At 38.9% G+C, this 20,919-nt stretch carries 21 protein-coding genes; 5 read left to right on the top strand and 16 right to left on the bottom strand.

What is annotated here, in order from left to right; genetic code table 11:
* The first annotated feature begins 297 nt into the window (after positions 1–297).
* On the top strand, positions 298–930 hold the full coding sequence (locus ACY8D0_RS15915) for an MOSC domain-containing protein (protein ID WP_462411511.1): 633 nt from the start codon (positions 298–300) through the stop codon (positions 928–930).
* Between the two features lie 88 nt (positions 931–1,018).
* On the opposite strand, the gene ACY8D0_RS15920 is transcribed toward ACY8D0_RS15915, so the two are convergent.
* A complete protein-coding gene (locus ACY8D0_RS15920) occupies positions 1,019–1,525 on the bottom strand; it encodes a DinB family protein (protein ID WP_462411512.1) in 507 nt (168 codons plus the stop codon).
* A gap of 379 nt (positions 1,526–1,904) precedes the next feature.
* On the opposite strand from ACY8D0_RS15920, the gene ACY8D0_RS15925 reads away from it, so the two are divergent.
* Positions 1,905–2,384 (top strand): PaaI family thioesterase, encoded by a 480-nt coding sequence (locus ACY8D0_RS15925; RefSeq protein ID WP_462411513.1) that lies wholly within the window; start codon positions 1,905–1,907, stop codon positions 2,382–2,384.
* A gap of 199 nt (positions 2,385–2,583) precedes the next feature.
* Here the strand turns inward: ACY8D0_RS15925 and ACY8D0_RS15930 are convergent, their stop codons facing one another.
* The 15 genes from ACY8D0_RS15930 to ACY8D0_RS16000 all read right to left on the bottom strand — a co-directional run bounded on the left by ACY8D0_RS15930 (position 2,584) and on the right by ACY8D0_RS16000 (position 16,377).
* A complete protein-coding gene (locus ACY8D0_RS15930) occupies positions 2,584–2,955 on the bottom strand; it encodes a YciI family protein (protein WP_462411514.1) in 372 nt (123 codons plus the stop codon).
* 215 nt (positions 2,956–3,170) lie between these two features.
* Complete coding sequence (locus tag ACY8D0_RS15935) at positions 3,171–3,551, bottom strand: cupredoxin domain-containing protein (RefSeq protein WP_462411515.1); 381 nt, start codon at positions 3,549–3,551, stop codon at positions 3,171–3,173.
* A 228-nt stretch (positions 3,552–3,779) separates the two neighbouring features.
* A complete protein-coding gene (locus ACY8D0_RS15940) occupies positions 3,780–3,965 on the bottom strand; it encodes a DUF2187 family protein (RefSeq protein ID WP_462411516.1) in 186 nt (61 codons plus the stop codon).
* 143 nt (positions 3,966–4,108) lie between these two features.
* Positions 4,109–4,453, bottom strand: a complete 345-nt coding sequence (locus tag ACY8D0_RS15945) for a hypothetical protein (RefSeq protein WP_462411517.1) — start codon at positions 4,451–4,453, stop codon at positions 4,109–4,111.
* A gap of 211 nt (positions 4,454–4,664) precedes the next feature.
* On the bottom strand, positions 4,665–4,907 hold the full coding sequence (locus ACY8D0_RS15950) for a hypothetical protein (protein ID WP_462411518.1): 243 nt from the start codon (positions 4,905–4,907) through the stop codon (positions 4,665–4,667).
* 445 nt (positions 4,908–5,352) lie between these two features.
* The gene (locus ACY8D0_RS15955; RefSeq protein ID WP_462411519.1) at positions 5,353–5,739 is read right to left on the bottom strand and encodes a VOC family protein; all 387 of its coding nucleotides are present in this window, start codon (positions 5,737–5,739) and stop codon (positions 5,353–5,355) included.
* 67 nt (positions 5,740–5,806) lie between these two features.
* Positions 5,807–6,034: a hypothetical protein gene (locus ACY8D0_RS15960; protein ID WP_462411520.1), complete on the bottom strand. Its 228-nt coding sequence runs from the start codon at positions 6,032–6,034 to the stop codon at positions 5,807–5,809.
* Positions 6,035–6,188: 154 nt separating this feature from the next.
* The gene (locus ACY8D0_RS15965) at positions 6,189–7,460 is read right to left on the bottom strand and encodes an MFS transporter (RefSeq protein ID WP_462411521.1); all 1,272 of its coding nucleotides are present in this window, start codon (positions 7,458–7,460) and stop codon (positions 6,189–6,191) included.
* Positions 7,461–7,537: 77 nt separating this feature from the next.
* Positions 7,538–7,915 (bottom strand): RidA family protein, encoded by a 378-nt coding sequence (locus tag ACY8D0_RS15970; RefSeq protein WP_462411522.1) that lies wholly within the window; start codon positions 7,913–7,915, stop codon positions 7,538–7,540.
* Between the two features lie 89 nt (positions 7,916–8,004).
* Positions 8,005–9,294 carry an amidohydrolase gene (locus ACY8D0_RS15975; RefSeq protein ID WP_462411523.1) on the bottom strand — a complete coding sequence of 430 codons (1,290 nt, stop codon included), beginning with the start codon at positions 9,292–9,294 and terminating at the stop codon, positions 8,005–8,007.
* A gap of 36 nt (positions 9,295–9,330) precedes the next feature.
* A complete protein-coding gene (locus ACY8D0_RS15980; protein ID WP_462411524.1) occupies positions 9,331–11,367 on the bottom strand; it encodes an ABC transporter ATP-binding protein in 2,037 nt (678 codons plus the stop codon).
* Between the two features lie 14 nt (positions 11,368–11,381).
* Positions 11,382–12,266, bottom strand: a complete 885-nt coding sequence (locus ACY8D0_RS15985; RefSeq protein WP_462411525.1) for an ABC transporter permease — start codon at positions 12,264–12,266, stop codon at positions 11,382–11,384.
* Positions 12,267–12,451: 185 nt separating this feature from the next.
* Entirely contained in the window at positions 12,452–13,381 is a 930-nt protein-coding gene (locus ACY8D0_RS15990) for an ABC transporter permease (RefSeq protein WP_462411526.1), read from the bottom strand.
* Between the two features lie 94 nt (positions 13,382–13,475).
* Positions 13,476–15,107 carry an ABC transporter substrate-binding protein gene (locus ACY8D0_RS15995; protein ID WP_462411527.1) on the bottom strand — a complete coding sequence of 544 codons (1,632 nt, stop codon included), beginning with the start codon at positions 15,105–15,107 and terminating at the stop codon, positions 13,476–13,478.
* A gap of 79 nt (positions 15,108–15,186) precedes the next feature.
* A complete protein-coding gene (locus ACY8D0_RS16000) occupies positions 15,187–16,377 on the bottom strand; it encodes a MalY/PatB family protein (RefSeq protein ID WP_462411528.1) in 1,191 nt (396 codons plus the stop codon).
* A gap of 899 nt (positions 16,378–17,276) precedes the next feature.
* Here ACY8D0_RS16000 and ACY8D0_RS16005 point away from each other — a divergent pair.
* The 3 genes from ACY8D0_RS16005 to ACY8D0_RS16015 all read left to right on the top strand — a co-directional run bounded on the left by ACY8D0_RS16005 (position 17,277) and on the right by ACY8D0_RS16015 (position 20,873).
* Positions 17,277–17,969: a helix-turn-helix transcriptional regulator gene (locus tag ACY8D0_RS16005; protein WP_462411529.1), complete on the top strand. Its 693-nt coding sequence runs from the start codon at positions 17,277–17,279 to the stop codon at positions 17,967–17,969.
* Between the two features lie 319 nt (positions 17,970–18,288).
* Positions 18,289–19,479 (top strand): MalY/PatB family protein, encoded by a 1,191-nt coding sequence (locus ACY8D0_RS16010; RefSeq protein ID WP_462411530.1) that lies wholly within the window; start codon positions 18,289–18,291, stop codon positions 19,477–19,479.
* 14 nt (positions 19,480–19,493) lie between these two features.
* Entirely contained in the window at positions 19,494–20,873 is a 1,380-nt protein-coding gene (locus ACY8D0_RS16015; protein ID WP_462411531.1) for an APC family permease, read from the top strand.
* Positions 20,874–20,919 lie beyond the last annotated feature (46 nt).

Raw genomic sequence — 20,919 nt, forward strand, 5'->3', positions numbered from 1 at the left:
CATAATAGCATTAGAGTTGCTGAAGTTCAGCCATACCTTAGAGACTGAAAGATCATTGATGACAAATCCCAACCCCTATTTGCTCATTAAAATAACGGTCACCGCATTGGCGGCCAGATTTAGGGTAATGCCCCCTATTGTTTATGAACAAACCTTCACATCCTTTATCTAAAGCATGTGAACCTTTTCCTTACCCCAATGTTTTTTTGAAAATTGTACCTTTTCAAATGACACTAGTATAATACAATTTATATTAGCTATTGATGTTGGAGCCTATAGAAGCGAGGTAAATTCAAATTGGATCAAAAAATTATTAATTTAGCTGTTGGAAAACCAAAGGAATATAATTGGAACAATAAAAAAGAACTTTCTGGAATAGGCAAATCAGCTGTACAAGTCTTTGAGGTAAAAAAAACTGGCATTGTTGATGATGATGTGGCAAATCTCCAATTTCACGGGGGGCCAGACCGTGCAGTATGTTTGTATCCATTCGAGCATTACTCTTATTGGGAAGAAGTATTTCAAAAAAGGCTTATTCTCCCTGCTTTTGGAGAAAATATTACGGCAACCGGGATGACTGAAAAACAGGTTTGTATTGGTGACATCTATAAAGTAGGGGATACTATTCTTCAAATAACACAAGGGAGGGTACCTTGTGTCTCTATCTCCAATTATAACGAGGAAAAACAACTTTTAAAGAAAGTCGTTGAAACGACATTCACGGGCTACTTTTTTCGGGTATTGGAAGAAGGGGCCATCCATTTGGATTCAGAAATCAATCTTGTGGAAAAACACTCAAAAGAGATATCCATTTCTTTTGCTACACAAATCCTTTTCCATCAAAAGCAAGATAAAGCATCAATTGAAAAAATATTGACAGTTGATGCTCTTGCAGAGGATTGGAGAAATAGATTATTAAAATTGCTATGATTCTTTTGTTCCTCTTTTCGAAAACGTGGATAACACTAAAACCTAGCCTATAAAGCTAGGTTTTTTATGTAGGTCTTATTAAAATAAACTACCGCTTAGTTGAAAGTCTATGTTCTAACTCATCCTTTTGGCGCAAGTGATGACGAAAATGCATACCAACCAAATCATACCATTCCCTTGCATTCAACCAGCCGAACCCTCCATGCTCGACTTTATAATCTGGGTTTATATTTTTCACTTTCAATTCCCATTGGTTCAGCCTTAAAATGACTTTCTCCATTCGGTTGATAAGATGGTCCTTGCTATCTGAATTATTAGGTGGAGTATTCATTTCATCCGGTAATTTAATTTTAATTGGAGGAAACCCACCAATCTTATATAAAAGCTCTCCAAACTCCGTTTTCCCAAGGGGTTGTTCATCCATTAAGGTGGCACATGTTTCCATATTATCTAGATACTCATGGGCAACCAGGATTAAATGATCATACATTTGACCAATAGACCAAACCGCTTCTTCAGATTTATACTTCAGCTGCTCCAAAGAGTACTTTTGAAGCTCGTTTTTGTAAGAATTAATCAGTTGAAGTTCGCTCAATTTAATTCCCCCTTTGTGGTCCTTAACTCCAATCTAAAACCCTAACATTTTTGTGTATGTTACTAATTATTCAATATTCGATTACATATACCTCCTTCAAACCTGCAACCATTCGTTTCATTACCTAGAAAAAAGAGCTGCTGCCGCAACTCGATTTTTAACTCAGGTCCCCTTCCAGCGGTACATTAATAAGGAAAAAGGTTTGTTTCTTGTAAAACTTAGTATATTTTTTACATAAAATTATAGTTTATTATTAACGGAATTATCAGTAAATTGTTGTACATTAGGAAGAACTTGTATATATTTAAAGTACAACATGACCGAACGCTCACTCATATTACTTTGGATCGACTTAATATATTATTAAGGAGGATGACTGGTGGAAGAAATAATTGAAAAAGCGATACAAGATATCTACCCTGATGATTTCGCTTGGTGTTATGGGTGTGGTCGATTAAATAAAGATGGTCATCATCTTCGAACTGGTTGGCAAGGTGATAAAACTGTTACGATCTTTAAGCCTGAATCAAAGTATATGGGAATTCCAGGTTTTATTTATGGTGGACTCATAGCTTCGTTAATGGATTGTCACGGGTCAGGGTCTGCCGCACTTGCTTTACACCGTAAGAATGGGAACGAAATTGGTGATGGGTCAGTACCACCTAGGTTTGTTACCGCTAGCCTGAATGTGGAATTCCTAAAACCAACACCACAAGATGTTCCACTAAAAGCAATTGGAACTGTTGAGGAAATTCACCCTAAAAGATGGAAAGTTCATACAGAAATATTTGCAAACGATATTCTTTGTGCTCGTGGAGAGGTCGTGCTTGTCGTAATGCCTAGTACATTTATAAAATAAAATGTTAAATAAATATATACTTTGTTGCCAAAGATGAATTATAACTAGGCTAAGAGAAAATCTCTTAGCCTTTTTTAATTCAGGAAAGTGAAATTATTAGCATTAACCAATCGTTTGTTTTTTAGACTAGAGGGGAGCATAATCAATTTCCCTTCTCAGATTTCTCGGCTATCCCACCTCATTGGACAACATTTCCGGATTATCGGTCAACTTGGGGCGCCTCAAATACTTGACGCAATTCAATCTGACCTTCCCCATGTCCTTGCGGGTCCGGCATGCGCATGGCCCACCCGATGGCTTCTTCCCTCGACTTCACATCAATCAGGATGAACCCGGCAACCAAATCTTTCGATTCCGGAAATGGGCCATCCGTAACCATCGGCTTTTCCCCTGGTTTCGGGAACGAAAGGCGAATCCCATTTGAACTTGGATGAAGGCCTTTAGCCATAACCCGAACCCCTGCCTCAACTAATGCCTCATTGTACTTTGACATGGCTTCAATGAGCTCAGAACTCGGGAGATTTCCGGCTTCCGAATTCTTCGAGGCTTTGACAATCAGCATAAACAGCATAAAATCTCCTCCTTCTTTTTAGATGCAAGCCCCCGAATTGACCTTTTTAAATACAACGAACCGGTACCTTCAAATTTAACACATTCATAATCCTGTCAGTGATAAGCCAATAAATTTTTAAAGAGAGGAAATTGGTGCCTGTATATTATATATATATCATGACTAAGCGAAAATCACTTTTAGTAATAAAAACAGCAAGGCCTTGGCCCCGCTGTTTATTTGACGATTACTTTTCCAACCATTCCTTCTTGTGAATGATACCGACAGATCAGATCATATGTACCGGACTTTGTCGGTTTCACGATAATGGTTTCTTGTTTTCCAGGCTTGATTTCCGTGTCAATTCTGAGCTTTTCCACTGTGAAAGTGTGCTCTTTCATGCCTAAATTCTTTAATATCAGCGTTGTTGCTTTTCCATTTGGAATGGTGATATCCTTCGGATTAAAGTAATTATCGTTCAACACGACCTCAACTGCTTTTACTGGCTGGGTTAGTGTGCCAGATTCGGCATGAGCATCGAGTGAGCTTGTCGTTGTCACCATCACAATCATCGCTAACAAAACGACCAATCCAGTTATCCGCTTTTTAACATACATTTTAATCCCTCCTTTCCTAAAGCTATTTTTTTCAAATTTAAAAAATATTATTAAGATACCGTTGGTTTCCAATCAAATGATTAAAAATCCCTTTTATTTCAACAAAAATAGACCTCCAAATTATCATCCAATTTGGAGGCCATTTTGCATTACTTTTTAATGTTTGCGATATAAACGGAACCCGTTAGCCGAAAACATTCCATTTTGTTGCCCAGTTCAAAGTACTTTTCATGAAGTTGCCTTAGTAATTTTATAATTTTTATGATTGACTATGGTTGAAATGGGTTCGTTTTTTTCTTTATTGTATCCGTACTCAACAATAACAGAATTTTCTCTAACAACTGTAACAATTCCTTCATAGCTTTTCCCTTCACGCTTAAATGAAATATTGTCCCCGATTTTAGCTGTTGCCATTTTATCACCCCGAACTTATTATTTTCAGCAAAGATAAAAAAATACAGGAACCATTCATATACAAACTGTTGTATTGGAAAAAAAGGAGGCTGCCGCAGCAACCCTGTGCTAGGGCAAGATATTGACAATGTAAAAAATAAATCTTATTTATAAAAAGAAGTCTGTACCATCGGTACAAAGCGTGATCGTAAAGTCGATGATTTTTCTATCCTATTTTGTTCCACAGCTGGTACAACCACTGTAATGGAACCTATGTCACTAGAAGCTACGGAAATAGCTGCTTTTGTGTTTTCTTTCCTATTTTGTTCTTCTACTGGTACAATCACATTAATAGAACCTACGGCAGTAGACGTTACGGGAACTACCGTTTCATTTGCCAAGGGAGGTTTAGAGATTGACTCGGCTTTGTTCAAACCTGTAGTCATAACAAACGTCAACGGTAAAGCACCTGTCAAACAAATCGCCCCAAATTTTGTTAGTTTTTTCAATGAGAAAGCCTCCTAATCAAGATCTAAATAGCTTGTACAATTATTTATATTTTGCCGTAAATTCCAATATACTCTTTTATTTACCATAATTACTTCCATTGCCCTTCTTCAACTATATTGCCAAGTATGTTCATCAAGGAATCAACAAAAAAAGGCGGTTAATCCTTTCTGGACTAACGCACCCATTTATATTTGTGGTGTTCAATATATATCAATGTGTTAAGGAATGATAAATTGTATAATCCACTTCACCGGAGATGTTTTTCAATCCATCTTCACACAACTCCATTGCCATTAAGTTCTCCTTGGATGGCGGTAAATTTTTCTTGCATGCATATATACCAAACTCAGTTGATGTTTTAAATCCAATGCGTCGATAATATCGAAAATCTCCTTCAACAATCATTCCGTTATAACCTCTTTCAGAAGCTAATTTAATACCTTCCTGCAACATAAACGTACCAACACCTTATCGTTGCTTATTAATTGCCACAGAGACGGGGGATAACATTAAAATTTCATTTTCATATGTATTACTTATTGGAAGTTTTGAAAGTATAAAATGTCCTATAATTTTCCCTTTCTCCTCAGCAACTAAATCTAATTGTGGGATGTAATATGGTTTTTCCCGAATCTCTTTTACAAGAGATTTTTCAACTACACCATCTGAATAGCTGGTATTCTTGAATATTTCATAAACAAATTCTTCGATAAAACTATATCTTTCTGTTTAACAGCTCTAATTATCATTATTATTTCACCACCATTTTGGTAAGAAAGTTTACCGCCGCAGCGATCATTCAGCTCTTTTTATCCAGTCTACGAATTCTGTTTGGATATAAAAAACAGCCCTCAGATTTGAAAGCCGCTGGTAACCAATGCACGTGAAATGAGGAAGCTTATTTTGTTCTTTTACAAACGATTTGTATCGGGTTCCCATCGGGATCTTGTACCCAACCCGACCTTAAATCATCTAAAAAATTATGAGGATCTGATAACAGAGTGGCACCTTTTTCAATTAAATACTGTATGGCTTCATCTGTATCTTCTGTCCATACCACCATTTCACACCCCCTATTTTGGCCGGGGTTTAACCCATGAATTTCTTTTGCAGATTCTTTAGTGGCTACACCTAACGTGAAACCATCCAATACTAGTTCATAATGAACTGGCTTGCCATCCATTTCCGCCACAAAGGTCTGTGTAAAACCTAGTTTCTGATAAAACTCTTTAGATCTCTCTAAATGATCAACATACAGATTAATTTGTGGAGATGTAAATTTCATACACTTTCCCTACCTTACAGTTTTTTAATGTTTAGGCATTAGGCCTCTGTGAATATGGCTATTCGCTCTACACTTCCTTTATGTCCTTTGGCATAGATTTTTCCAAGGCTGATTTTAAAAAATCAATATAGACCAACAGTTCTTCCGGCAGTAATACATCGTTTCGTTTTACCCATCCCACTTGAATCTGATTGCTTCCTTCTAATGGAATAGAAGTAATATTGGGATTCATGTAATGATTCACGATAACAGCCGGTTCAAAGATTGTAACTATCTGTAATTCTAAAAAAATCATCACCTTGATGCATTGGATTTCGTTTCGTTTTATTTGGTTTTCACTCGTGGAGTGAAAAAAAAAAAAATACGCAGAAAGATATGGGTATGTTTTCCAGGAAATAAAATAAGGTTAAAAAGCTACCTTTTCATGAAGAGAAAGATAGCTTTTGCAGTCATACATTGGCTGAAACATTTTGCTCCTTTGAAACCACAGGATTTTTTTGGTACAGTGAACGCAGACCAGGGAAAAAGATCAGTAACAGGACAACCATAATGGCAAAAATACTTCCCGTCGTGAGCATATTGACTTTCGGTGAAATATGTTCACTTAAAGACCCATATACAAAGTTCCCTAAAGCCATGGCCCCTGAAGCCATGATAAAGTTAATACTCGCAACCCGCCCACGATATTCCTCGTTAGCTAGCCTCAATACAAATGCAAGATTGATTGCCATAAAAACGGCTTGGGAGCCCCCTACTGTAAGCCCGACAAGGAAGACGATAAATGCCGTTTTTGATAGTCCCAAGAAAAACAATGTCACACCACTTGCGATCGCCATCACAATATAAAGAATGCCTTGACCTCTACGGGTAGAAATGGATGCTGTACTTAGATTGCCGATAATGGCTCCCAATCCAATAAACATGGTGAGCGTTCCATATACACCACCATCGCCGCCAATCTCATGTGAAATATATTCCGGTAACATCGAAGTATAGGCCATTGTAAATAAACAATGAAATCCCACCATGACCATCATGAGTCCTAACATCGGAGTTTTTCTAATATAAACGAAACCTTCAAACAGTGGGTGAAATAAGTTCTTAACATTCAAACGATCTGTTTTCAAAACCGTTTGGCTGGTGCGTATCCATAATGATTGAATCCCTGCGCCGATATACAGTAAAAAGCACAGGATAAACACCGCATAAGGACCTACTATCACCAGTAACGGACTTGCAATCGCCGAACCAAGGAAACCGGCACCATGTGAGATGGTCCCTTGCAAAGCGGTTCCGTTAAACAGGGTTTCTTTAGGAATCAGGCTAGGCATAATCGCATTCGTGCACGTATTTTGGATGTTAAAACAAATTCCTAATAAGAACGAACTGGCAATAATTATCCAAGGCGTGACCACTCCGATGATACATAAAAGCGCCAATAAGCCAAGGTTACAAGCATTAATAAAGACAGCAATAGATAACAATTTCCTCCGATTGAGGCGATCGACCATTACCCCGATAATCGGTCCAAAAAGGACACCAGGTATCATGGTGGCAAACATCGATGTTCCTACCAGAGCAGACGATTTTGAAAGGGAAAAAATAAGCCAACTTGCCGCAACCGTGAACGCATATTGTCCCGAATTAGCTAAGGCAGAACAAAACCATAAAAGCCTGAAATCCCGATATCCAAGCGAAGCCAATGTTTTGGGAATCTTCATCCTTGTTCCTCCATTACAATTACTTATTGAAGGGAAATGAACAGGGGTACCCATTCGATGTACCCCTTGCACTTTATTTATAAGTGGCAAATAACCTCAATTTCGATTAAAACATCTTTGGGCAGGCGGCTGACTTCAACAGTGGACCGTGCTGGGCGATGATCTCCTAAATGTTTGCTATATTCTTCATTCACAACCGAAAATTGCTCTAAGTCCTTTAAAAAAATAGTAGACTTTACAATATTATTAACCGTAAGTTGCTCATCCTCCAGAATCGACGTTATATTTTTCATGACTTGCTTTGTCTGTGAAACGATGTCATTTTCCACTACCTCATTGGTATCGGGATTTACTGGAATTTGGCCGGATAGGAAGATAAAATCACCTATTTGAATGCCCTGAGAATATGGGCCAATGGCTTTTGGGGCATTATCTGAGTATATCGTTCGTAACAATCTGAACATTCCCTTCAATTACTATTTTTTTTATTGCCATTTAACCATGTGGAAGGACGTTGCATCCCCTTTTATCCTAATTTGATAGGTTATTTTTTAAATCCTAATTCTTCAAGAACTTCTTGAATGGATTTTTCTTCCGGTTTAAAGCCGATTTCCTTTCCACTGTTCAAGAAATCAAGTGTATATTGAACCGTCGCGGCGACGCCCAATTTTAAAACATCTTCATCGATATCAAAGTGAGGATTATGATGCTCCGCACCTGTCCCCTTTTCCTCATTTTGAATGCCTACGAAGGCAAAGATACCGGGGAAATACTTTTGATAAAAACTGAACGATTCAGAGGCCATCCAGGCAGGATAATAATAGATGGAATCTTCTCCGGTTGATTTTTTAACCGCTTCTTTGGCAATAGAAGCACAATCCTCTTGATTATAAACAAACAAGTTCATGGCTTTCGATCGTCCAATGTACTCAAACTCACAATTATGCAATTGACATGTTTTTTCTAGCAGCCTTTTAAATTCCTTTTCAGCAGCCACTCCTTGTTCATAATGTAAGTATCTGAAACTACCCGAAAACTGAATGGTTTCCGGAATGATGTTTCCTGCCGTTCCCGCATTTAAAGTTCCTATTGAAAAAGTAATGGGTTTAAAGGGGTCCAATGAATCCATTCTCATCTGCTTCACATTGTTATAAAAATCGGTAAAACAATCTAAAGGAGAATTCACTAAATCCGGACGTGACCCGTGTCCGCCTACTCCTTTTATGATGATATTAAACGGAAGAGCACTCGCCATTCTCGGGCCAGGGTCGACCGATATTTTTCCAGAAGGAATATCTGACTTCAGGTGGATGCCCCAAACCCCATCCGCCCCGATTTCGATGAGCCGTTGTAATAAATTGAATATCCCTCCACCCATTTCTTCGCCTTGCTCAAAGGCAAGGACTACCTTGCCTTTTATTTTGTCTTTGTTTTGGGATAGAATTTTTGCGGCCCCTAATAACATGGCAGTATGACCGTCATGGCCACAAGTATGTGCTGCGACCGAATTTTTGGAAACCACATTCTTTATTTGCTTCAAGTTTGTTTCTTCCTCTTTCATTGGCAGAGCATCTAAGTCTGCACGTAAAATAATGGTTTTCCCTGGTTGTGATCCTTCCAATATGCCAATAATGCCACCGTTATGGACAATTTCATATTGAATATTCCATTTTTCCAGTTCTTCCGTAACCACCTTTATGGTACGTTCCTCTTGCAAGCCAATTTCAGGGTGTATATGGAAATCTCTGCGCAAACCGATGACATAGTCTTCTATTTGAATGGCAGATTCCCAGGCATTCAGAGTATCCTTATTAGCAGATTCATAGGTTTTCATAGCTCCACCTCTTTTAGAATATTCCGTTAATTTGTGTTAAGCAAACGCCGGATCATGGCAGGCAACCCAATGACCCTTCTCAATTTCACGCATTGGTGGCTGCTCTTCCTTGCAACGTGCCGTTGCGGCAGGGCAACGGGTATGAAATCTGCATCCAGATGGCGGATTTGCAGGAGAAGGAATTTCTCCAGAAATCGCAGTAAATTCTCTACGCTGAATCGGATTGGCAACGGGTATAGACTCTAACAGCCCTTTTGTATAATGATGGGCGGGATGTTGGAAAAGCTCTTCGCTTGAGGCAATTTCGACTAATTTCCCTAAATACATGACTCCAATCCTATCGGAGATATAACGGACAATATTTAAGCCATGGGCGATAAACAAGTAAGTTAAGCCAAGATTTCTTTGTAAGTCTTGCATTAAATTCACAATTTGCGCTTGGACCGAAACGTCTAAAGCCGATACGGCTTCGTCCGCTAAAACGAAATTAGGATTTAAGGCAATGGCTCTGGCAATGGCAATTCTTTGGCGCTGGCCACCTGAAAATTCATGTGGATAGCGGTCATAAGCATGACTATTTAACCCTACTAACTCTAAAAGTCCTTCTACTTTTCTTCTTTTTTCCTGTTTGCTTAACGACTCATGAACTCTATAGGGTTCCCCAATAATTTCCCCAACCTTCCAACGGGGATTCACTGAGCCATAAGGGTCTTGATAAATCATTTGCATATGCCTTCTTTTCTCTTGCAGTTCTTTTTTACTCATTTCTGAAAGATTTTTCCCTTCAAAAATGACCTTCCCGGATGTAGCTGCCTCTAATTGAAGCAATAACCGCCCAAGGGTGGATTTGCCGCTTCCGGATTCTCCTACCAGTCCAAATGTTTCCCCTTTTTCAATCGTGAAAGATACATCGTCTACGGCACGAACAACTTTAGGCGTCCGGTTAAAAATGCTGCCTCCTATTGGGTAATATTTACTAAGTCCATGAACCTCAAAGATAGGATTGGAATTCCCTGACTCCTTTTTATTATGACTATTGATAAATGTTACTTCTGTCGAAGAATCATTAAAATGGCTATGATTCATCCATTCCTCTTCCCTAACCAGATTTTCAGCATACCAACATGCCGTTTTCCTGTTATTCACGTCCAATAAAGGAGGCTCCTCCGATTTACAACGTTCTGTTGCAAACGAGCAGCGAGGATGAAAACTGCAGCCGGTTGGTAAATTGGACAAGCTTGGGATAGACCCTTCAATCGAAAATAGCTTTTGACTCCGGTCATTATCCAATTTAGGAATCGATTGAAGTAAGCCACGCGTATATGGATGATGTGGCAGTTCGAAAAGCTGTGTAATCGTTGCTTCTTCAACAATGCTGCCAGAATACATCACAATCACTCGATCAGCCACTTCTGCTGCAATTCCCATATCATGTGTGATCAGTAGAATAGACATGCCGAATTCATCTTTTAACTCTTGCAATAGATGTAAGATTTGCGCTTGAATTGTCACATCAAGTGCCGTTGTTGGCTCATCGGCGATTAATAATTCAGGACCACAAGCAAGAGCCATGGCAATCATAGCGCGCTGCAGCATCCCGCCCGACAGCTCATTCGGGTACTGTTTTAATCTCAATTCAGGCTCAGGGATTCCAACCCGTCGCAACAAATATACAGCATGTTCATGTGCCTTTGCTTTCGTTGTATCCTTATGGGCCAGTATCAACTCGATAATTTGACTGCCAATCGTAAAAACCGGGTCAAATGCTGACATTGGTTCCTGAAACACCATCGCAATCTTTTTTCCCCGAAAGGAACGAAGCTTTTTTTGGGTTAATTTTGCTAGGTCGACACCGTCAAATTCAATATTTCCATTGGTAATCTTCCCATTCTCATAATCAATTAACCTCATGATTGTCTTTGACGCCACCGTTTTTCCACTACCTGATTCTCCCACAATACAAACCGTCTCGCCCACTTTAATTTGTAAAGTCACATCTCTTATGGCTGTCAAATACCCACTCTTCGTAGCAAAGTCCACTTGCAACTGTTTCACATCCAGCAGTTGTTTCATCCTACATTTCCCCCCTATCTAGTCCTGTTTGTTTTGGGATCTAATTTGTCTCGAAGTTTGTCGCCGATAACATTAACGGAGAGTACAAACAATGTGATGGCAAGACCAGGAAATGTAGATATCCACCAACCAACCGATAAATAGCCTCTTCCTTGGGAAAGCAGCGCTCCCCAGTCTGGAATTTCTTTGATAACACCTAAACCTAAGAAACTCAAACCTGCTCCAACTAATATGGCTGTCCCCAGCCCTATAGTGGCCATGACAAACAATGGGGACCATGAGTTGGGCAGGATATGCCAGATAAAGATACGCCAATTATTGGTACCTATTGAATGCGAAGCAGATACATATTGACGCTTTTTTATACTCATGACTTGGCCCCGCATAATCCTTGCATATCCAGGTATCGATGAAATGGCGACCGCCAACACAATATTCATTAAATTTGGCCCCAATGCTGCAGCAATCGCAATGGCTAGTAAAATTCCAGGTATTGTCATTAAAATATCAATAAATCTCATGAAGATAGTGTCAACGATTCCCCCGGCATACCCGGATATGGACCCGATTATCCCTCCAATGATTCCCCCGACGATAACGGAAGAAACTCCTATTAATAAGGAATCACGGCTTCCATAAATAACCAAACTCAAGACATCTCTTCCAAAATAATCGGTTCCAAACCAATGGGCAGCGCTTGGAGGACTTAAGATTTGGTCTGATTGCATTTGTGTCGGTGGATAAGGGGCTATCCACTGTGGAAACAGTGCAAAAACAAAAACAAAGAAAATGACGATACCAGATAATAATACGAAAACGTTTGTAACAGAGAATTGTGGTCTCGTACTCTTTATTTTAGGTAAGTGCATGGCTGATTTCGTTTCTATTACTTCCTTCATCTTGTTCCTCCTTCTTTTAAAAAATGAATCACTTTCAGACATACAGACTATTTTTTATAGAAGTCTCTGTTATAAGGCTGTTGAATTCCACTCCAGTCGAGTTTATCCTCTCCAATCAAGAGAGTTTAAAAAATCAACAATATCCTTTAACAGAGCCTATTTAAAAGGGAATAAAAGGGCTTTGTTTAAGCCCTTTTATTTCTCACACGGGGGTCAATGGCAGAATAGGATAAATCTACTAACAGGTTGACCGTTACATATACAATCGCAGAGATGAAAACTGCTCCTTGGATAACTGGCAAATCCTTGGCCATTATGGCATCCGCTATTACCCTTCCTAGCCCTTGTCTAGAAAATACCGTTTCAATGACCACCGTTCCTGCCATTAGCTCTCCGATATTGATGCCGATAATGGTAATAGCCGGAATTAATGCATTACGAAGAGCGTGGCGATACATGACGACTTTTTCAGATAGACCCTTAGCCCTTAATGTCACAATAAATTGCTCATTGATGACTTCAACCATGCTGCTGCGTACCATACGGATGATCAATCCGGCGCCGATAAATCCAAGAGAAATGGATGGGAGTATTAGTGTGATGAAACCATCCGATCCCATTGCGGGGAACCATCCCAGATTCAACGAGAAAATCATAATCAATAAGATTCCTGACCAAAAGGTAGGCATGGAAATTCCGAAAAGAGCTACCAGCCTTGCCATAATATCTATCCACCGATTTTGATGAATAGCAGACAAGACTCCTAGAGTTACCCCTATGACAACCGAAAAGGCCGCACTCAAAAGTGTTAAAAATAGGGTTGCCGGGAGGTGGGTTAATAATTTAGGGAGAACTGGTTCACTATTGGCAAAAGAAGTGCCAAAATCCCCTACTAACATACCGGAAATATAGTCCCAAAATTGTACGTAAAACGGCTTATCAAGTCCTAATTGCTGCCGAAGGGCTTCAATCATCTCAGGTGTGGCGGTATTCGGATCGAGCATGGATAATACGGGATCTCCGGGAAGCAAATACATGATGGCAAATACAAGTACCAAAGATCCAAAGATTGATATTAACGAAGTCCAGATTCGCGCAAGAATTCTCCCGGCCAATACCCAACCACTCCTTTAATCATGTAATTAAACTAATTCCACTTATTGATTTCCTGTATTGGTTTGGAGAGCTGTTTCATGAGTTTCTTTATGGTTATTTTGAAACAGATACATCGTTAAACATTGGGTAGCCCAATCTATCAAATTTCACACCCTCAACCTTTTTGCTTGTGGCAACTGTATAAGGGAAAACATAGATTGGAATCGATACCACATTATCCATAATTCGTTGCTGGGCCTGTTTATAGATTTCTTCCCGTTTTGCTTGGTCTTGTTCTACCCCGCCTTGTTCTAGTAAACTGTCAAGCTCTTTATCATCTGACTTTCCAGGAAGGAATACTTGGTTTGGCAGTGGTGAATGATAGAACTGATATAAACCATGTGAGTCAGAGTTAACGGCACTATTGCCATATACATCATAATTTTTATTGGTTAATTGGGTTGTGATGTCTTGAGTGATTTCAATCTTCACATCCACACCAATCTCTTTTAACTGCTGTTGGACCATCACAGCGATATCATTTCGTTTCTCCCTATTTGGAGAGGCATCAACATATTGCATCGTTAACTTCTTGCCATCTTTTTCACGCACTCCGTCCGAACCCTTCTTATATCCTAGTTCATCTAACAACGTATTGGCTTTTTTAATATCGCGCTTAAAGCTGCCTTCTAACGATTTGTCATATCCCAACATTCCAGGAGCAAGTGGTGACCAAGCTCTAGAATAGGTGCCTAAATAGAGTGTCTTTACAATGGCGTCAATATCTACCGCATATTTAATCGCTTCACGTGCTTTTGCATCATTCCAAGGTGCTCTTGTTTGATTAAAAAATAGCGTATACGGCAATCCCTTTGTATCAACCTGCAACAATTTTACATTGGGATCATTTTTCATGGAAACGATATTTTGCGGAGGGACAGTTTCTCCCGCCAGCACTTGTCCGCTTTGGACGCTTCCGATTCTTGTTGCCTCTTCGGGAATAATCTTAAAGGTTATTTTATCCACATAAGCAGGTCCCTGATTATCCACAATACTTGGGCCCCATTTGTAATCTGGATTTCTTTCAACCACAATTTCAGCATTTTCCTTCGAACTTACAAACTTATATGGTCCTGTCCCTACAGGTGCAAACGCAAATTGATTACCAGCCTTCTCAGCCGCTGTTGGTGATACCATTCCAATAAATGCTTGACTTAAAAAGCTTAAGAATGCTGCATTTGGGGTTTTAAGGTTAATTTTCACTGTAAACTCATCCACTACTTCTGCCGATTCATAGTTAACTAACAGATAACGAGCATACCCAGGAGGTGTTCTTTTAGGATCTGCTATGCGATCAAAATTGTATTTAACAGCCTCTGCATTAAATGGCGTCCCATCATGAAATTTCACATCTTTCCTTAGTTTAAATGTATAGCTTTTGCCATCGTCTGAAACCGTCCACTCTGTAGCAAGCCATGGACCAATTGTATTATCTTCATTTTGGACAACCAAACTGTCAAACATGGTTCGAAACGCCCGTACTGATACAGCATAACCGGCTGCATGGGGATCTAGGGAATCAGGATTTGTCGCTAAGGCAAATGTAAATTCTCCCCCTTTTGTTGGTACTGACTTATTCCCTGATTCTGTGGAAGATGTTGTGCTCTTTTGACCTGAACAGGCTGACAAAATCAGCAGTAAAGCTGTGATGATGGCTAAGAATTTTAATGGTTTTAACGACTTCATTCATTTACCCTCCTTTATCTTTTACAACCTAGAATAAAATGGCATTCTATTTGTAACTCGTAGGATGACGTAGGAAAAGTTACTTCAAGTCCTCAAATTCTCTCGCAATTCTTTCAAATGCTTCTTCAATCATAGGTCTAGGGGATGGGAGGCAAATTCGCTGAAAATATAATCCTTCCTCTCCAAACATTTTTCCATCTTCTAATAAGACATTTGCTTTGTTATAGATCCTGTTATGGACTTCTTCAGGAGAAATGCCATAGGCGCTAAAGTCCATCCACATAATGTAAGTTCCCTCTGGGATCCTTACCTTTACTTTTGGCATGCGCTCAGACAGGAATTTTTTTGCAAACAGTAGGGTACCATCAATGTATTCCTTCAATTGTTCTAACCATTCTTCCCCATCATTGTATACGGAGATTAGTGCGGCGATTGCGAAAGGGGAAGCCATTTGATGGCCTAAAGTGTCACTAAAAGCTTTACGGTGGACAGGATTAGGGATAATAACATTCGTGCAATGCAGCCCTGCCACATTAAAAGTCTTGTTTATGGCTGTACAAGTAATAATATGCTCATCGTTCTTTACAGCTTTTGCTATAGGAACAAATATTTGTTCGCATCTAATTAAATCTCCGTGAATTTCATCGGCTAGTATGAGCACATTATTTTGTTTGCAAATTTCAGATAACCTCTCTAGCTCTTGCTTATTAAAAATTCGTCCAGTCGGGTTATGAGGATTGCACAAGATGAACATTTTGGTTGTTTCCTCTCTTGCTTTTTCTTCAAAATCCTCAAAATTGATACTATAATAACCTTCTTCATCACATTTTAGCTGGTTATTGATCACTCTTCTTCCGTTTCCCTCAATCGCAGATGTAAATGGAGGATAAACAGGTCTTTGAATAATGACTCCATCCCCGGGAGAGGTAAAAGCTTTTACCGCGACATTCAATGCATGGACAGTTCCTGGACTATAGATAATCTCTTCCCTTTTTATATCCCAATCATGTCTTTTTTTAAACCAATGTTGGATAGATTCATAGTAACGATCAGGAAAAATGGAATAACCAAATATCTTATGATCTACTGTTTGATGCAAAGCGTCGATCAATGGCTGGGGTACGGGCAAATCCATGTCAGCTGTAAATAATGGAAGGGTTTCTTCATCATACCTTTCAGTAAAGCCAATTTCTTTAAGAAGTTTTCCACCATCCCATTTCACTGAGAAAGTATTCCTGCGGCCAACAAATTCATCAAAGTTATATTTCATTTATATCCCCCTTAAAAGAAAGAATTAAAGTATCAACCTTTTTAAAAATTAAAATATTTTTTATAACGAACCAAAAAATAAATGAAAAAGAATGAGGTCTACTATTTCTTAATGAGAAAATAGCGTTATTTGAAAGAGGTATAAAGGAATTTTAATTCTTAAGAATGGAAATCTTCACAGCTTGTCAATTGTGGATGGTATTTAAAAAAGTACACTAATTAGATCATGTAATAGATAGAGGTGATAGGAAAATGTGTAAAAGGAATTTGTGTGGGTTTAGTGTGGACATAAAAGCCACACTGTCTATGTTACAATGAGAGGTAATGCAGCAGATGAGTTTTTGAAATACCTCCTTTGGAGTAGGTTGGCGAGTGATAATAAAATATCTACGCTGAAAAACTTTATTAACATGATAATTATTTTTAATATATTTGATTTTCAATTCCTTGTCAACTGAATATTTAATATATTTTGTAAATTCTGTATATTTTGAAAACGCTTTTTCGTACGACAAATACACCTAGTTTACGATAATTGTGGGTATTTCAGGCTCTTTGTTCTTCTTCATTTTCCAAATTGATTAAATATATCTTCATTTAATATTTTTTGAATTTTTAAAAAATATATTGAAAATAGTTCCAATTACTGTATAATAAAATTAATCTCATGATACAAAATTATTATTACCTTAAGGATTTCTTATCCAACCATTCTGTAAAAACTCCTACGACCAAACTTTCCTTCTTCCTTAACTTTAATACCAATTCACTTTACACATCCCAGATATTTTTAATAGGTTATATAAAATTCAACTCATCTTTGATAACAACTAAATCTTTTACATTTTCAAAGATATCCACCTCTTCACCTTTCACCACCTATAAGAAAGGAAGATACTAATGAGTAAAAGCATTCCCCACCAATTGCAGCCTTTCATTCCATTGGTTGAATTTTTAGGAAGTGTCATGGGCAGCCATTGCGAAATTGTTCTACATGATGTAAGCAATGTTGAGAATTCAATCGTGGCCATAAGTAATAGCCATATCAGTAACCGCAAAGTTGGTGGATCTTTAACAGATTTGGCCTTAAAAGTATTAAAAAATAAATCCAATTTGGAAAAAGATTTCTTGATCAACTACTCTGGAAAAACGCAAGACGGAAAGATTGTCCGTTCGTCTACTTTTTTTATCAAAGATGACATTGGGGATGTAGTTGGTATGCTATGTGTAAATATGGATGTCAGCCAGTTGGTTAATACTCGGAATCTCATAGACACGTTAATCAACGGGTCTCAAGATCTACCGTCAAATGGTTTGTATCTTAACGGGAAATCTCTTGAAGAAAGTGAAAAGCCAATAGAGGACTTTCATACCTCTATCGAGGACCTTACTACATCCATTATTTTGCAAACCCTTTCAGAAGCAAAAATTTCTCCCGACAGAATGTCTCCTGATGAAAAAATGGAAATTGTGAAGCAATTAAATGAAAAGGGAGTTTTCTTGATTAAGGGTGCCGTTGCAGAGGTTGCCGTACATATGTGTACATCTGAAGCAACTATTTATAGGTATCTAAACAAAATCGATACGAAATAAATAGGTTACATTATTCATGAGCATGTTTACATTAGGCTCTTAAATTTGGCTGTTGATTGCAGCGAATGATGCTTATCGAACCCGCGGGCGTGAAGGGGGACCTCCTCGGCCCCTTACTCCCTCATGAGTCAACTGCCTTCCGCTCCAATTAACAGAGTAAAAATTCAACATTATGGTTTAACAGATACTTTATTTTAATAAAGGGGGGTGATCTGTTTTAAAAGGCCAATTCTATACAAATTATAGTTTTCCTCTATCTAAAACTTGCAGAATATTCCGTTTATTAGCGTTATTTTACTAGCAAAAGGAGTGCGAAAGAATGAAATACGATTTTGAAACGGTTATTGACCGAACGAACACTGGTTCAGCAAAATGGGAACAAATGAAAGGCTGGAATCCAGATGTCAAAAAAGGCGTAATCCCCTACTCCGTGGCTGATATGGAACTTAAAAACCCACCTGAAATCATAGAAGGCCTAAAGACTTATCTTGATACAGCCATTCTAGGTTACACCAGGCCCACTGAGGATTATTCTAATGCTGTCTGTGGTTGGATGAAAAAAAGGCATAACTGGGAAGTAAAACCGGAATGGATTGTGAATTCAGCGGGTGTGGTGTCCGCATTTTTCACTGCCATTAAAGCCCTGACTAACCCAGGGGATGGGATCATCATCAATCCTCCCGTTTATTATCCCTTCTACAGCGCAATAGAACTAAACGGCAGAAACATCATCAAGAATCCCCTCATAAATAATGGAAATACTTATATGATTGATTTTGATGATTTAGAAGAAAAAGCAAAAGATCCCGCTAATAAGGTCCTGCTATTTTGCAGCCCTCATAACCCCGTTGGGAGAGTATGGGACAAAGAAGAACTCGAGAAGATAGCAGAAATCTGTATTAGAAACAATGTTTTAATCATTTCCGATGAAATCCATAATGACCTGACTATGCCTGGTTATAAACATACTGTTTTTGCCACGATTTCTGAGGAAGCAGCGAATAATGTCATTGTCTGTACCGCTCCTAGTAAAACTTTTAATCTGGCGGGAATGCAAACCTCCAATCTTATTATACCCAATAAACAAATAAGGGACCTATACCAAAAAGAAGCTGCCAAAAATGCCGCCTTCGGTTTAAACATACTTGGCTATAAAGCTTGTGAAATAGCTTATACCCAATGTGAAGAATGGCTTGACCAATTAATCGAATTGGTCCACCATAACCATTTAGTATCGAAAAAATTTATCGCAGAAAATATTCCTCAAATCAGAGTTTATGAGCTTGAAGGAACCTATCTGCAGTGGATGGATTTCAATGCCCTTGGCTTAGATAAGGACGAATTGGAAAAATTCATGCATATGGAGGCTCAGCTGTTTATGGACGAAGGATATGTATTTGGAGAGGAGGGAAATGGGTATGAACGGATGAATATTGCCTGCCCAACCAAAACCTTAATGGAAGGCCTAGAAAGACTCTCGGAAGCTGTTAAAATACTACAAAGTAATTAATAGGAGGGGAATTTATGTCTGAAAAAAATAACACTGCACAAATGATGGAGCCAGAACACAAAGGTCCTTCAACCAAAGATTTAAAAAGGGTTTTAGGCAGAGGCGACTTGATGTCTATTGCCGTTGGCCAAATTATCGGTGCTGGAATTTTTGCTTTAACAGGGGTAGCCATTGGAATGACAGGAAAAGGCGTCAACATTGCCTTTATGATAGCGGCTGTTTTTGTCATTATTATATCGCTTACCCAAATCCTGATTAGTGGAACCGTGAGAATGAGAGGCGGGTTGTATACCCAGGCGGCTCTTTTAGTGGGCAGCAAATTTGCAGGTTTTTATACAGTCATTTATATTTTTTCTAATATAGCTATTGCGTTATATGCCATTTCATTTGCGGATTACTTCTTGGCACTCATTCCAGGAGTCAATCCAAAACTCATTTCAGTAGCGATCCTCACTCTTTTTTACTTATTCAATTTGTTTGGCATTAAGGAGGCTGCTATGGTGCAAAATGCAATGGTTATTATTATGGCTATTGCATTAACAATCTTTATTGCCTACGGTTTGCCGCAAGTAAAGCCGGGTTATTTTTCTGGAGCAGATTTTATGCCTGGAGGGGCTACTGGATTGTTTACGGCTGCCGCCCTGCTTACCTTTGCCACCGGCGGTGCTGCTGTTATCATCAACTTTGGTGCGGAGGCAAAAAATCCTACCAAGGATATTCCAATTGTATTGATAGTTTCAACCGTGTCAGTGGCTTTAGTCTATGCACTGATGGCTACAGTTGCTGCAGGAGTTTTGCCAATTAGCGAAGTGGCAAACAAGCCTTTAACTCTAGTCGCCGAAGAAATCCTCCCCTACCCATTTTATGTTTTCTTCATCGTCGGTGGTGCCATGTTTGCCTTAGCCACTACTTTAAATGCGACATTAGGCTGGGTAACCAAACCCTTACTTCAAGCATGCGTAGATGGATGGCTGCCTGCGAAATTGGGAGCTGTCAATGAAAAATATAAGACGCCTCATATTTTGTTAACCATTTTCTTTATTTTGGGTCTGATTCCGATTTTCACTGGTTGGGATCTTGGCGGTCTAGCCAACTTTGTTCTGATTCTAAATAACATTTTAACCCTCGTTCTCTCGATCGCCACCGTTAGACTACCACATGTTGTCCCAGAATTCTGGGAAAAGTCAAGATTTCGCACATCAAAACAAGTCCTTTGGATTATCAGCATCGTAGCCACTTTAGTGGCTGCCTTCCAAGTCTACCTATTACTGCAGGATTTAAGTACAACCATGGTAATCGGGAACATCGTCATGCTTATATTAGCCTACGCCTACTCTTTATGGAGATTTAAATCAGGTAAAGTAAATATGGAAATCAGCTATGAAGAAGCATGATAAACAGATAATCGTAAAGGGGTGATGCAAAAAGGGGCTTAAGCTT

It is taken from the genome of Neobacillus camarae, from assembly GCF_054950115.1.

Bases quoted from the DNA above. Each gene is read 5' to 3' on its own strand.
- ACY8D0_RS15955 (WP_462411519.1), bottom strand. From the start codon at position 5,739: ATGAAATTTACATCTCCACAAATTAATCTGTATGTTGATCATTTAGAG.
- ACY8D0_RS15980 (WP_462411524.1), bottom strand. From the start codon at position 11,367: ATGAAACAACTGCTGGATGTGAAACAGTTGCAAGTGGACTTTGCTACG.
- ACY8D0_RS16010 (WP_462411530.1), top strand. From the start codon at position 18,289: ATGAAATACGATTTTGAAACGGTTATTGACCGAACGAACACTGGTTCA.
- ACY8D0_RS16005 (WP_462411529.1), top strand. From the start codon at position 17,277: ATGAGTAAAAGCATTCCCCACCAATTGCAGCCTTTCATTCCATTGGTT.
- ACY8D0_RS15940 (WP_462411516.1), bottom strand. From the start codon at position 3,965: ATGGCAACAGCTAAAATCGGGGACAATATTTCATTTAAGCGTGAAGGG.
- ACY8D0_RS16000 (WP_462411528.1), bottom strand. From the start codon at position 16,377: ATGAAATATAACTTTGATGAATTTGTTGGCCGCAGGAATACTTTCTCA.
- ACY8D0_RS15995 (WP_462411527.1), bottom strand. From the start codon at position 15,107: ATGAAGTCGTTAAAACCATTAAAATTCTTAGCCATCATCACAGCTTTA.
- ACY8D0_RS16015 (WP_462411531.1), top strand. From the start codon at position 19,494: ATGTCTGAAAAAAATAACACTGCACAAATGATGGAGCCAGAACACAAA.
- ACY8D0_RS15975 (WP_462411523.1), bottom strand. From the start codon at position 9,294: ATGAAAACCTATGAATCTGCTAATAAGGATACTCTGAATGCCTGGGAA.
- ACY8D0_RS15965 (WP_462411521.1), bottom strand. From the start codon at position 7,460: ATGAAGATTCCCAAAACATTGGCTTCGCTTGGATATCGGGATTTCAGG.
- ACY8D0_RS15930 (WP_462411514.1), bottom strand. From the start codon at position 2,955: ATGCTGTTTATGCTGATTGTCAAAGCCTCGAAGAATTCGGAAGCCGGA.
- ACY8D0_RS15985 (WP_462411525.1), bottom strand. From the start codon at position 12,266: ATGAAGGAAGTAATAGAAACGAAATCAGCCATGCACTTACCTAAAATA.
- ACY8D0_RS15950 (WP_462411518.1), bottom strand. From the start codon at position 4,907: ATGTTGCAGGAAGGTATTAAATTAGCTTCTGAAAGAGGTTATAACGGA.
- ACY8D0_RS15960 (WP_462411520.1), bottom strand. From the start codon at position 6,034: ATGATTTTTTTAGAATTACAGATAGTTACAATCTTTGAACCGGCTGTT.
- ACY8D0_RS15935 (WP_462411515.1), bottom strand. From the start codon at position 3,551: ATGTATGTTAAAAAGCGGATAACTGGATTGGTCGTTTTGTTAGCGATG.